Annotated in this window: 11 protein-coding genes and 1 tRNA gene; 10 read left to right on the top strand and 2 right to left on the bottom strand. The window is 36.2% G+C overall.

Annotated features, from left to right (window positions below; all coding sequences use genetic code 11):
• Positions 1-7 precede the first annotated feature (7 nt).
• The 7 genes from hemA to GTH24_RS10310 are packed head-to-tail and all read left to right on the top strand — an operon-like array spanning position 8 to position 6,022.
• Positions 8-1,270 (top strand): glutamyl-tRNA reductase, encoded by a 1,263-nt coding sequence (gene hemA / locus GTH24_RS10340; RefSeq protein WP_072068236.1) that lies wholly within the window; start codon positions 8-10, stop codon positions 1,268-1,270.
• Between the two features lie 28 nt (positions 1,271-1,298).
• Entirely contained in the window at positions 1,299-2,381 is a 1,083-nt protein-coding gene (prfA, locus tag GTH24_RS10335; RefSeq protein WP_072064034.1) for a peptide chain release factor 1, read from the top strand.
• Positions 2,381-3,229: a peptide chain release factor N(5)-glutamine methyltransferase gene (prmC, locus tag GTH24_RS10330; protein WP_164526369.1), complete on the top strand. Its 849-nt coding sequence runs from the start codon at positions 2,381-2,383 to the stop codon at positions 3,227-3,229. The genes prfA and prmC overlap by 1 nt, the downstream gene beginning before the upstream one ends.
• Positions 3,213-4,022 carry an invasion regulator SirB1 gene (sirB1, locus tag GTH24_RS10325; protein ID WP_072068470.1) on the top strand — a complete coding sequence of 270 codons (810 nt, stop codon included), beginning with the start codon at positions 3,213-3,215 and terminating at the stop codon, positions 4,020-4,022. Before prmC ends, sirB1 begins: the two co-directional genes overlap by 17 nt.
• A 57-nt stretch (positions 4,023-4,079) precedes the next feature.
• Complete coding sequence (gene kdsA, locus GTH24_RS10320) at positions 4,080-4,934, top strand: 3-deoxy-8-phosphooctulonate synthase (RefSeq protein WP_072068234.1); 855 nt, start codon at positions 4,080-4,082, stop codon at positions 4,932-4,934.
• Positions 4,935-4,941: 7 nt separating this feature from the next.
• The gene (locus GTH24_RS10315; RefSeq protein WP_164526368.1) at positions 4,942-5,886 is read left to right on the top strand and encodes a TIGR01212 family radical SAM protein; all 945 of its coding nucleotides are present in this window, start codon (positions 4,942-4,944) and stop codon (positions 5,884-5,886) included.
• The gene (locus GTH24_RS10310; protein WP_241253946.1) at positions 5,834-6,022 is read left to right on the top strand and encodes a DUF1778 domain-containing protein; all 189 of its coding nucleotides are present in this window, start codon (positions 5,834-5,836) and stop codon (positions 6,020-6,022) included. The genes GTH24_RS10315 and GTH24_RS10310 overlap by 53 nt, the downstream gene beginning before the upstream one ends.
• 168 nt (positions 6,023-6,190) lie before the next feature.
• On the opposite strand, the gene dauA is transcribed toward GTH24_RS10310, so the two are convergent.
• Together dauA and GTH24_RS10300 are read right to left on the bottom strand one after the other, a co-directional pair.
• Positions 6,191-7,891 (bottom strand): C4-dicarboxylic acid transporter DauA, encoded by a 1,701-nt coding sequence (gene dauA / locus GTH24_RS10305; protein WP_072068232.1) that lies wholly within the window; start codon positions 7,889-7,891, stop codon positions 6,191-6,193.
• Between the two features lie 577 nt (positions 7,892-8,468).
• Positions 8,469-8,556: transfer RNA gene (locus GTH24_RS10300), tRNA-Ser, on the bottom strand.
• A gap of 317 nt (positions 8,557-8,873) precedes the next feature.
• Here GTH24_RS10300 and ghrA point away from each other — a divergent pair.
• From ghrA to GTH24_RS10285, 3 genes are all read left to right on the top strand, one after another.
• Complete coding sequence (gene ghrA / locus GTH24_RS10295; protein WP_164526367.1) at positions 8,874-9,815, top strand: glyoxylate/hydroxypyruvate reductase GhrA; 942 nt, start codon at positions 8,874-8,876, stop codon at positions 9,813-9,815.
• Positions 9,816-10,014: 199 nt separating this feature from the next.
• Positions 10,015-12,909 carry a hypothetical protein gene (locus GTH24_RS10290; RefSeq protein ID WP_072068230.1) on the top strand — a complete coding sequence of 965 codons (2,895 nt, stop codon included), beginning with the start codon at positions 10,015-10,017 and terminating at the stop codon, positions 12,907-12,909.
• Positions 12,910-13,146: 237 nt separating this feature from the next.
• Complete coding sequence (locus GTH24_RS10285) at positions 13,147-13,755, top strand: 2OG-Fe(II) oxygenase (RefSeq protein WP_072068229.1); 609 nt, start codon at positions 13,147-13,149, stop codon at positions 13,753-13,755.
• Positions 13,756-13,888 lie beyond the last annotated feature (133 nt).

Here is a 13,888-nt window from a genome sequence, read left to right as displayed (position 1 = left end):
AGTTGATATGACGTTATTAGCATTAGGTATTAATCATAAAACAGCCCCCGTTGCTTTACGTGAGAAAGTTTCTTTTTCTCCCGATACCATGGGTGATGCCTTAAATAACCTCTTACAGCAACCGGCTGTCAGAGGCGGTGTTGTGCTGTCCACTTGTAACCGTACTGAGCTTTATCTCAGTATGGAAGACAAAGAAAATAGCCATGAACAGCTTATTCGCTGGTTATGTCAATATCACCAAATAGAGCCAAGTGAGCTAAAAAGTAGTGTTTATTGGCATCAAGATAATCAAGCAGTTAGCCACTTAATGCGAGTGGCAAGCGGTTTAGATTCTCTCGTATTAGGTGAACCTCAAATTTTAGGGCAAGTTAAAAAAGCCTTTGCCGATTCCCAAAATTATGACTCGCTCTCTTCAGAGCTGGAACGTTTGTTTCAGAAGTCTTTTTCAGTTGCGAAAAGAGTGAGAACAGAGACACAAATCGGTGCCAATGCAGTTTCTGTTGCTTTTGCCGCTTGTACTTTAGCGCGTCAAATCTTCGAATCGTTATCCTCTTTGACTATTTTATTGGTCGGCGCCGGTGAAACGATAGAATTAGTCGCTCGTCATCTTCGTGAGCATCAAGTTAAAAAAATCATTATTGCTAACCGAACTAAAGAGCGTGCTCAGCGTTTAGCCAATGAAGTCGATGCAGATGTTATTACATTATCAGAGATTGATGAATGTCTATCGCAAGCTGATATTGTTATTAGTTCTACCGCAAGTCCTTTGCCTATTATTGGTAAAGGAATGGTTGAAAGGGCGCTTAAAAAGCGTCGCAATCAACCTATGTTGCTGGTGGATATTGCGGTTCCGCGAGATATTGAACAAGATGTTGAAAAACTCAATAACGTCTACCTTTATAGTGTCGATGATTTAGAAGCGATTATTCAACATAACCGCGAACAACGCCAAGCGGCCGCTATTCAAGCCGAACATATTGTTCAACAAGAAAGTGGACAATTTATGGATTGGCTACGAGCGCAAGGTGCTGTGGGTGCGATTCGAGAATATCGAGACAGCGCTGAAATGTTACGTGCAGAAATGACAGAAAAAGCCATCACATTGATACAAAATGGAGCAGATGCAGAAAAAGTTATTCAGCAACTCTCACATCAATTGATGAATCGTCTAATTCACACACCAACGAAATCTCTTCAACAGGCTGCCAGTGATGGTGATATTGAACGCCTGAATCTATTACGTGAAAGTTTGGGTATTACCCATAATTAACTTTGTCTAACAGGATCTTAATCTACGAATGAAGCCTTCTATTGTCGCTAAGTTGGAAGCTCTACAAGAGCGTTATGAAGAAATTCAGGCACTTCTGTCAGAAGCCGATGTGATTGCCTCTCAGGAGCGTTTTCGTGCGCTTTCAAAAGAATACTCTCAATTAACCGACGTCACGGCTTGTTTTAGTCAATGGCGGAAAGTGCAAGACGATATCGAAGCAGCAGAAATGATGCTTGATGATCCTGAAATGAAAGAGATGGCGCAAGAAGAGCTGAAAGAAGCGCAAGCACTAAACGATGATTTAGAGCAACAGTTACAAGTGCTGTTATTGCCTAAAGATCCTGATGATGAATTTAACTGTTTCCTTGAAATTCGAGCAGGAACCGGTGGGGATGAAGCCGCATTATTTGCCGGTGATTTATTCCGTATGTATAGCCGTTATGCAGAATCACGTCGCTGGCGTATTGAAGTCATGAATGCTAACGAAGGTGAGCATGGTGGCTATAAAGAAGTCATTGCAAAAGTAGTGGGTGATGGTGCTTATGGGGTATTGAAATTTGAATCAGGCGGCCACCGTGTTCAACGTGTACCAGAAACAGAATCTCAAGGTCGTATTCATACCTCGGCTTGTACAGTTGCCGTATTAGCTGAAGTGCCAGAAGCTGAATTACCTGATATTAGTCCAAGCGATTTGCGTATTGATACATTCCGTTCGTCAGGTGCGGGTGGTCAGCACGTTAACACCACCGATTCTGCAATTCGTATCACGCATATTCCAACGGGTATTGTGGTGGAATGTCAGGATGAGCGTTCACAGCACAAAAATAAAGCCAAAGCGATGTCTGTATTAGGTGCACGTATTCGTGCTGCCGAAATGCAAAAACGTCAAGAGGCCGAAGCGTCTGAACGTCGTAACTTATTAGGCTCTGGCGATCGTTCTGACCGTATTAGAACATATAACTTCCCACAAGGGCGAGTTACAGATCACCGTATCAACCTTACATTTTATCGTTTAGATGAAGTGATGGAAGGAAAATTAGATCCTCTAATTCAGCCTATTGTCACTGAGTATCAAGCGGATCAGCTTTCTGCACTTTCTGAGTTAAATTAATGAATTATGAACAATGGCTGCGTCAAACAGCCTTGCAATTAATTGAAAGTGACAGCCCTAAACGTGATGCTGAAATTTTGCTTGGGCACGTTACACAGCGTGCTCGAACGTACTTAATGGCTTTTAATGAAACGTTGCTTTCACAAGATGAATTAACACAATTATCTCAACTACTTACTCGACGTATTAAAGGTGAACCTATCGCTTATTTAGTGGGCGAAAGAGAATTTTGGTCACTGCCTTTAAAAGTCTCACCTGCAACATTAATTCCTCGACCTGATACTGAGTGCCTTGTTGAACAAGCGTTAGAAAAACTGCCAACAGAACCAACAACTATTCTTGATTTAGGAACAGGGACGGGGGCTATTGCGCTTGCTATGGCATCAGAACGCCCTGATTGCCATATTATTGGTGTGGACTTTCAAGCCGAAGCAGTGGTATTAGCGCAAGAGAATGCGACCCGCTTAGCATTAAACAACACAGAATTTATGGAAAGTTGCTGGTTTAGTTCACTCTCTGGGTATCAATTTGGTATGATAATTAGTAATCCTCCTTATATAGATGAAAATGATGAGCATATTCATCAGGGGGATGTTCGTTTTGAACCTTTAACCGCGTTAGTTGCTGGTAATAATGGTTTTGCTGATATCGAGATTATCATTGAAACTGCCCGTCAGTTTTTAACTGATAAAGGCTGGGTATTACTGGAACACGGTTGGCAGCAAGGTGAAGGTGTTCGCAAAATTTTTACTGATAAGGGTTACTGCTGTGTGGAAACTTTCCGTGATTATGGCGGTAATGAGCGAGTGACAGTAGGTCGTTGGAATTATGATAGAAACCATAGCTGATTACGAATTTAATAAAGCCCCTTTAGTTAAGGGCATGATCCTTATCTCTCAGGCTATTCGACCTGATTTTCCGACCACTTCTGTTGGTTATCAACTAGCGCAACTTGTTGAGCAAGCAGAAGCTGAAATTCCTAAGCAAGGAAACGTCAAAGAACAAATAGAAGCATTACTAAAACTGTTTTATAAGCAGTGGCACTTTAGTGGTGCAAGTGGTAAATATTGTCTTTCCGATACTTTATGGTTAGATAAAGTATTAGCGACACATGTGGGTTCTCCTGTTTCGCTAGGTTCGATTCTTATTTATATCGCACAAGCGTTAAACCTGCCGTTAGCTCCCGTTATTTTTCCTACGCAACTTATCATCAGAATAGATGTTCCCAATGAAAAAACGTTATTTTTAAACCCAATAAATGGCGAATATCTATCACAACATACCCTAGAAGTTTGGTTAAAAGGGAATGTAGGAAATAATTCGGTGTTATTAGAGGCCGATTTAGAAGAATCAGAATACAGCTCCATTATTCGCAAGCTTTTAGATACCCTGAAAGTGTCTTTAATGGAAGAAAAAAATATGGAACAAGCGTTAAAAGCCAGTGAAACGGTATTGATGTTTGATCCTGAAGATCCCTATGAAATACGTGATCGTGGACTGATTTTTGCTCAGTTAGAGTGTCATCATGTGGCAATTTCCGACTTAAACTATTTTGTTGAGCAATGTCCCGAAGATCCGATTTCAGAAATGATCAAAATTCAAATTCATTCGATAGAGCAAAATCCAGTTGTTCTACATTAAAAGTTTACGCAACGTACTCGATTAACACAGTACATTACAAACAGTATAGGGATAAATATGCAACATAAAGTGGTGAATATTGGTGATATCAAGGTAGCAAACGACCTACCATTTGTGCTTTTTGGTGGCATGAATGTATTAGAATCGCGCGATTTAGCCATGCGTATTTGTGAGCACTATGTCACTGTAACTCAAAAACTGAATATTCCTTATGTATTCAAAGCTTCTTTTGACAAAGCAAACCGTTCTTCTATTCACTCTTATCGTGGCCCAGGCTTAGAAGAAGGAATGAAGATTTTCCAAGAGTTAAAAGAGACTTTTGGCGTTAAAATTATTACGGATGTTCATGAATCAGCGCAAGCTCAGCCTGTATCCGAAGTCGTTGATGTTATTCAATTACCTGCATTCTTAGCACGTCAAACCGATCTTGTTGAAGCAATGGCAAAAACAGGTGCAGTGATTAACGTAAAAAAACCTCAGTTTGTTAGCCCAGGCCAAATGGGAAATATCGTCGATAAGTTTAAAGAAGGCGGTAACGACCAAGTTATTTTATGTGATCGTGGTAGTAACTTTGGCTATGATAACTTGGTTGTGGATATGTTAGGCTTTCATGTCATGATGCAAGCATCTCAGGGTGCTCCTGTTATTTTTGACGTAACGCATTCATTACAATGTCGTGACCCATTTGGTGCAGCATCGGGCGGACGTCGTGCGCAAGTTGCTGAATTAGCACGCGCAGGTATGGCGGTAGGTCTTGCAGGATTATTTCTTGAAGCTCACCCAGATCCAGATAATGCACGTTGCGATGGCCCATCAGCTTTACCATTAGCAAAATTAGAGCCATTCTTAGCACAAATTAAAGCCATTGATGACTTAATTAAAAGTTTCCCTGAGTTAGATACCAGCAAATAAAATTGTTATGCAACTGCATACAGTAGTGAATATGTTCGGCGCTGATCTTCAGCGCCGTTATCACGAAAAGATCCATAAAATCACCCTTCATGGCGGTTTCAACTGTCCTAATCGAGATGGTACATTAGGGCGAGGTGGCTGTACTTTCTGTAATGTCTCTTCTTTTGCTGATGAACAAACACAATATCATTCCATTGAAGAACAAATTGCATTACAAGCCAAAAATATCAACCGAGCACGTCGGTATCTTGCCTATTTTCAAGCTTATACTAGCACTTATGCAGAAGTAGAATATTTACGTACTTTATATGAAACCGCGTTATTACAAGCCGATATGGTAGGGTTATGTGTAGGAACTCGGCCAGATTGTGTACCGATTAGTGTGTTAGATTTATTGCAAGGTTACCGTGATCAAGGTTATGAAGTGTGGTTAGAGCTTGGTTTACAAACAGCTCATGATAAAACATTGAAACAGATTAACCGTGGGCATGATTTTCAGTGTTATCAAGCGACAACGCGAGAAGCTCGACGTCGTGGTTTAAAAGTATGTACTCACCTTATTGTCGGGTTACCACGAGAAGATCATCAGCTTAATATGCAGACGTTAGAACGAGTGGTTGAAACAGGTACTGACGGGCTTAAATTACATCCTTTGCATATTGTAGAAGGTAGTACGATAGCTAAGGCATGGAAAGCAGGGCGTATTAATGCACTGACGCAAGAACAATATGTTTATACGGCGGGTGAAATGATCCGCTATACTCCCCCTGAAATTATCTATCACCGCGTTTGTGCCAGCGCGAGAAAACCGACCTTACTTGCTCCAGAATGGTGTGAAAATCACTGGTTGGGCATGAATGCACTTTATCAAGATTTATTAAAAAAAGGCGCGCAAGGAAGTGGGATTGGTAAAGTATTTATTCCAAACGCTAAAACTTGTAGAAAACAGTGAGAGAGTATCAATTCGTATTACTACAGAAGATAAATCACTGCTTATTCTTGTAGCTAGTTTGGAAAATACAAACCTAACAGAGTTTATCCTTCGTAATGTCGTACCTATCGCTCGGCAAGTTATTGAAAATAATTAGCTATGGAGCCGTGCCATTATTAGGCTCACCTCACTCTTTATTAATTTCCTTCAAGACAATTTATACTACACGGACAATGGCAAATAAAATATGAATGATTAATATAGCCCTTAATTAAATAATTTAAATTAAGGGCTATATAGTTTTATATTATTTTAGATTGAATAACTACTGAATTAATTCCAAATCATCCAGTGCTTTTTGTAATGAAGGATAAAAATTAAGTTCTCCTTCAATAGGTGTGACTCTTGCTCTTGCCAACGTTTTTAAAGGTTGGAAGGGAATATCACACACAATCACATGCGTGTCATGTTTGACATCAGTGACGAAATGTTGGAAGGCATGTAAGCCCCCTGCATCTAAGACTGGTACAGCATCCCATTGCATAATCACCGTTTTATAACCTTTGCTACGCTCACGCAATTCATTAAAAATGCGCTCTGCTGCTGCAAAGAATAACGGACCATTCACACGCACAACCAATAATTGTTTATCGTCATCAGTATACGGCGATTCTGTTATTTTGGTCATATTGGCGATACGACGCATAAATAACAGTGAAGCCAATACGATACCGATAGTAATGGCAATGACCATATCAAAGAGAACGGTGAGAGATAAGCATAATACTAAGACAATAATATCGTCTTTAGGCGCATGACGAATAAGATCAATAACTTTACGCGCTTCACTCATATTCCATGCCACAATTAACAGTAGTGCTGACATTGCGGCTAAAGGTAAATATGAAAGAAATGGGGCTAATACCAGTAAAGTGAGTAATACCAACAATGAGTGAACAATAGCTGAAACTGGCGATGTTGCACCTGCGCGGACGTTAGCTGCTGAACGTGCAATCGCCGCAGTCGCAGTTATACCACCAAAGAAAGGCGCGACAATATTACCGACACCTTGTCCTAGTAATTCACCATTAGAGTGGTGTTTTTTACCTGTCATGCCATCAAGCACAACGGCACACAGTAACGATTCGATTGCACCTAACATTGCCATTGAAAAAGCCGCTGGTAACAAAGCAGAAACTGTACTCCAATTTAATTCAAGAGATGCTCCAGTGCTTGGTAAATTCCAAGGTAAAACAAACTGAGGTAGTATCGGTGGAATACCTTGCCCAGTCGAACCATCCGGAAGTAGATAACTAAACTGTGAGCCAATCGTTGCAACTTCATGGCCAAACATATTCACAATACCCATTACTGCAGTACCCGCGATTAAAGCAGGTAAATGCCCTGGTAAGCGTAAATTTAATTTGGGCCAGTAGATTAAAACAAACAATGTTGTTAAGCCAATAAGCGTATCACCAAGGTGAATGGTAGGTAATGCAGAACCTAAGGCAATAATTTTATCGATATAAGTTTCTGGTACATGCGCCATCTCAAGACCAAAAAAGTCTTTTATTTGCATGGTCGCGATGGTGATAGCAATCCCTGAGGTAAATCCAAGTGTTACAGAAACAGGAATATACTCGATGAGTTTACCAAAGCGAGCTAATCCCATAACAACTAAAATAACGCCAGACATTAATGTGGCAATCAATAAACCACTTAAACCAAATTGCTGAGATACAGGATAAAGTATCACAACGAAAGCGGCTGTGGGACCTGAAACACTGTAGCGAGAGCCACCAGAAACAGCAATAACTATACCGGCAATAGCTGCGGTATAAAGACCGTATTGCGGAGGAACACCGCTACCAATTGCCAGTGCCATGGCTAATGGTATCGCGATAATTCCGACGGTGATCCCTGCAATAATATCTTTTAATAAACGAGCAAAAGAGTAAGGCTCTTTTACACATGCATCAATAAATGCACTAAAGGGGCGAACCCGGTTAACTTTATGAGTTTTCATTTAGGCTTAAACCAAAATAAGAAGTCAGATGCCGAATAACGGCGATAAGGAAAAGAGAGGATATCGCTTTTATTCGCTGATAATAATGTGATACATCAAATTATTAATGTATATCTTAAAGCTTAGTGAAAATTAAATCAATTAAACTAATAAGTTAACGTAAAGAGATAATACAATGTATCTTATTGTATTTATTCTGTTGCTTGCTTGAAAATAAAGTTTAAATTTATTTTAAAATTATAAAAAGCGTTTTATTTTAGAATAAATGTCATTTATAGAGAGGTAATAAAAGTTGTTTTCTGTTATAAAAATACGATTAGGGTTAAATAGCAACTAGATAAGCTATTTTTGATCATTAAAAATTAATTATTAGAGATTGTTAACTGATAAAAAATTATTAAATAAAACGATTAAGCCAAAATAAAATAAGTGGCGTGCTGTATACTAAAGAAATAGCATCAAAAAATGAGTTTAAATGAGCTATAGATGGAAGCGAGAAAAATAATCAGATTGAAAAATTGATATTTTTCCACAAAAAAATAGAGCCTAATTAAAAATTAGGCTCTATCTTAGAATATGGCGGTGAGAGAGGGATTCGAACCCTCGATACGTTGCCGTATACACACTTTCCAGGCGTGCTCCTTCAGCCTCTCGGACATCTCACCATATTGTTGTTGGATATGTACTTAACATCTCTCAACGGGGCGCTACTATAGGGAAAAGGAGCATAAGCGTCAACTGCTAAATGCATTTTTCTTTTAACTTTTGTATCAAGCAGTCAAATAAAAAACAATATGCACAAATGCTAGACAAATTATGTAGTAAACCAATTCACGCAATAGGTTAGCGTATTGAAAAAAGAATTGAGATTTTCGTTAACTGGTTAACATTCTCAACATTTTTATTAACAACTTATTCAAAGAGACTTGAAATCAGAACGTAACCCTCGCACCCTATGATAAAAATGCTGGAGGAAGGCACAATGAATATTATTTATTATCATCCTTTTTTTGACGCAGAGACATGGATTAACGGTATGAAGGCGCGTTTGCCGAATGCCAATATACGCATTTGGGAACCTGGTGATACCGCACCTGCAGATTATGCCATGGTTTGGCTTCCTCCTTATGAAATGCTTGCAAGTCGCAATCACCTTAAAGGTATTTTTGCGTTAGGAGCGGGTGTTGATGCTATTTTAAAACAAGAACAACAAAAGCCTGGCACATTACCAACAGGCGTTCCTGTTATGCGTTTGGAAGACACCGGAATGGGGCTTCAAATGCAAGAATATGCGATTGCTAAAGTGATGTATTACTTTCGTCGCATGGATGATTATAAACGCCAACAATCACAACGTTTATGGAAACAACTTCCTGCGCACTCTTATGAAAACTTTGTGATTGGTGTTTTAGGTGCCGGTGCTTTAGGTGGAAGTGTTGCGACTAAACTTGCCGAACTTGGCTTTAACGTTCGTTGCTGGAGTCGCAGTGAAAAACAAATTAAAAATGTTGAAAGTTTTTATGGTAAAGAGCAACTCAGTGATTTTCTAAACGAGTGTAATTTACTGATTAACTTATTACCTTATACGCCAGAAACGCATGGTATTTTAAATTTCTCACTCTTTGAGCAACTTAAACCTTCTTCTTATTTAATAAATTTGGCGCGAGGTGCGCATTTAGTCGATCAAGATTTATTGGAAGCTATAGATCAAGGCTATATTGCTGATGCAACACTTGATGTTTTTGCTCAAGAACCTTTAGCAGGTATGCATCCATTCTGGACTCATCCTCGTGTTTCTATCACGCCACATATTGCTGCTTTTACTATTCCAAATATTGCAATGGATACTATAGTTGAAAATATTCAACGAATTGAAAAAGGAGAGGTACCTTTTGGTGTGGTTGATATGAATAGTGGTTACTAAGTCTATTTTATTTATATTTTAATTTTAGATAATAGGCGGTAAACTTTAGTTTACTGCCTATTTTTTGTCTGGATTTTCAAAAAAAAAGGTAATTTTTTTAATTTTCATATATTGTCATAAAAACCTGGTTGTAAAAAGATATCGTTTGCGGATTATCTTATTGATTATTGCTTCATGATTTGAAAACAATGAGGCATACATGGATAATAAAGTAGGGGTGATTCCTAGTAAACTTATACCTATAGGTGATTTTGATGGAAAAAAAGAAAAATATCCAGTAGAAGGGCTGGCTAATAGTAATAACATTTATCATAAAAACAATAACAAACAGAAAGAAGAAAAAAAATTTAGCCTAAATAATGCAAATAACTATGTATACTTAGGATCAACAAATACATCTTTACTTAATAATATGGGGATCACACTTTCAGATGATGGCTCCTTGACCTTAATTAAAGGTAAAACATATGACTTATTTACGGGTTTATATCAAAAACACTTTAAAGGAGGATTTAAATATAATCTTTTTAATATAGAGTCTCAAGATGGTGACAATATGAAGTTTAAAGAACTTTATGTTGATCATAATGGTTTTTTGATTGGAAATAAATGTAACAATATAGATAATAGTAGTGATCTCTACAAAATTAAATTTAACAAAGTAGAAGAAGAATATAATTTAAATGATACCTCATCAAATGATATTAGTAGTAACTTTGCTGTTGAATATGAAAAATATATAGTTGATGATAATCTAAAGCAAGATTTATCAAACATTAATAATGTTGTGGAATTAAAAGAAAATAATATAATTAAAATTAATCGTGAAGGATTAGATTTAACCATTAAGCTTAAAGATAATGCGCTTTATGCTCAAGGACTACCTAATAAAATTTCTTCTGGAGATCAAGTTGATGGAGCTTCCATAGAAATGGAAGAGCATAAAATAAAAATTCCATTAAAAAATACAGATAAAATATTAGCAATCAAACCAATATTAAATAAAGTACAACTCGTTGTAGATAAAGGAAATAAAATAAAAATATATTATCTTGACCCTTTAAATATTTTTGCGATTAAAGATTATCAATATGAAGTTACTCGTTTAAAGCAAGAGCCTCCTTTATCTTTTTACTCATTGATAGGTGAGAATAATTATAAAAATTATCATTCAGGACAACCATTTTCTACTCAAACAGTTGGCAATTTTAGTAGCCGAAATATCCCTTTTTTCTCTTCTTTTATTGATAATGCCCGGTTAAATATTAATAAATCAAAAGAACAATATGCATTAAAAGAATATAAGGCAATGATGAAAAATATTGCAAAAGCTGTTGATCCTGGATTTAGAGGATTATTTTGTAATATAAAGCAGCTTATTAACTCTTCGACTTCTGTATATAAAAGTAAGCCGATGGCATTATATGGTATTAAAGAAAACATAGGGAAAAGCTATGATGTGTTAAATCGTGCTGTTAAAGGTGTAAAAAATGGTATAACACAAGGTGAGGTGATTTATTCATTAGTTAAATCGCTAAAAGATAAAGAAAATATTACCATTAATCACCATAATGATGTTCGAGCCTTCTTTGGTATTAATGCTTTTCAACTGCCAAATAATATAGGGATTAACGCCTTTCTATTAGCTTCTTATGTAAAATCGCACTCTATCACATTATCAAAAAGTGAAGATAATAAGATTAATTTCTCTTTTAATAATAATAATAAGAATCTTTTGGTTGCGGGTTTATCAGCGGGGATTGGTGGATATGACAAAAGATGGGGTTTAGGAAATGTTGACTATGGTTTTGTTACTCCTGTCATGGCAAGTGCTTTATTAGGTGCTACTTACGCTAAAAAATCTAATTTCTCATTTAGCCTTGATATTAATGAGATCCCAAATTTTATTAATCAAGGATTAAATCAAAATGAACATGAATTAATTAATAATTCTACCCTTGAAATTGTTCAAGATATAAGTCTTTCGTTAGGAACTGAAGTAAGAAGTGAAGCCAGTGTTGATATTGATGTAATGATTAATCCCAATATGGAACTCACCGTACCCAGAAATGCTATTGGTATAAACTTTATTTTAAATTTATTAAAATTAAATTTAAATATTAATAAATTTATCGATTATGGTAAAACCGATGTGACAAAAAAAACAAAAAGGCTTGATCTTGATTTATTAGAACTTGGTGTTGATATTTATCGTGATTTAAAATTCACGCCTTCTACGAGCAATTCTGATAATGTTATTCAGTGGTATCCATTAACATCTGTAAAAGATTTCGAATTAATGGTAAAAAAAAGAATAAATAGCTTGTTAAGTTTTACACTTTTTAAAAGTGAGAAATTAATAAGTGCAGAAAAATTGGATCAAGATAAAAAAAATATAAAAGGAATTTATAAAAGAGTATTAAAAATAAATAGATTATTAGAAAAATATCCAGAGAAATATCATCTGTCTAATAGTATCTCTAAATTAGATAGTATCTATTTAAATTTATCATCAGATAAAAAGGAAATAAATAAATTAAACAATAGTATTAATAAAAATTTAATGACTGCTCCATTCCAAAGTAAAGAAGATATTTTTCAGGCTCAAATAACAAAAGAAAATAGACAATATAACATTGATCGTTTTTTATCCTCATTAAAGGAAAGAAAAGAGACATTGTCTTCTCAAACAAAAGATAATATGAATGAAAAATTCAAGCCTTATTTTACAGCAAATTATCAGTTAAATAGACAGGGGCGTTCACTGCGTTCTAATTTAGAAACTGAAGTAAATAATTTGGTGGAAGAGAGTAGAAATTCTGAACAGATTGATTTAAATAAAGCCAAAAAAAACCTGGATGATTTATATACTAAATATAAACAGCTGTTTACCCATGTTGAATATCAAATTGCTTCTACAGATCTTATGTCTATTAGTGAACTTTCGTACAAAAAGAAGACATTACCGACAGGATTTGTGCGATTAGGAAATAAAAAAGCGATTATACATACTCAAGTTAAAGGGAACATTAATTATATTTATAATGAAGGTGAAGAGAGTGTGGATAAAATATCGACAAATTATTATTACTAAATAAATCATTCATTTTGCTTATTGTTAGTGTGATGCAACTTATAAAATGACCCTTGTAAAAATGAGACTTTTAAAAATATCAGTAGTGTTAAATCTTGCTCGATGTTTTATTTTTTATTTTTATAATATTTATCTCTGATTAATCGATGTTATCGAAAAGATAAGTTTATTAGATTGTCATTTTAGCTAGCTTGGTGATATAAAGTAGTTTCCCATGTTTATCAGACAATATGCCTAATGAATATAACAGAGCTTCTTGAGCAAATAGCAGATAAAGGATGGTGTGTATGGGATGATTTCCTCACACCAGAAGCTGTTCAACAACTACGCACTTGTTTTGGTGATAATGCACAACAAGCTCGTATTGGTCGTCATGAAAATCGTCAAGCAGAAACAACAATACGTAGCGATAAAATAAGTTGGCTAGAGCCAGAAATGGGTGAACCAGTACAACATTATTTAATGCAAATGGAGTCTATTCAACGCGCTGTTAATCGAGAATTTTATTTAGGGCTTTTTGAATACGAAGCACATTTTGCATGTTATGAAAAAGGAGCATTTTATAAAAAACATCTTGATGCTTTTAAAGAAAATGTGACTCGACGTTTAACCACAGTGTTATATCTTAATGAGGATTGGACAACTGAAGATGGTGGCGAGTTAGTTATTTATGATTTAAAGGATAACGAACTTGCGACAATTGCACCCAAAGGAGGGCGTTTAGTTGTTTTCCTTTCAGAACAATTCCCTCATGAAGTGCTCCCTACTAATAAAGAGCGTGTGAGTATTGCCGGGTGGTTTCGTGTGAATGGTGTAAGAGATAATTTTCTTGATATTGCAAGTTAACTAATGCAACAAAAACGCTGTTGTCATAAAAGAGTTTTAAAGTCGTTATAATAAAACTGTTTTAAAAGATAAGTAGCATGGGATTAGGCGCGTTTCTTATATTAAGCAAAAGCTTAATTATTAAGAGCGCGCT

The organism is Proteus vulgaris (genome assembly GCF_011045815.1).
GTDB classification, from domain to species: Bacteria; Pseudomonadota; Gammaproteobacteria; order Enterobacterales; family Enterobacteriaceae; genus Proteus; species Proteus vulgaris_B.
The sequence above is the reverse complement of the archived record's forward strand: the minus strand, read 5'-3'. Positions and strand labels throughout refer to the sequence as shown.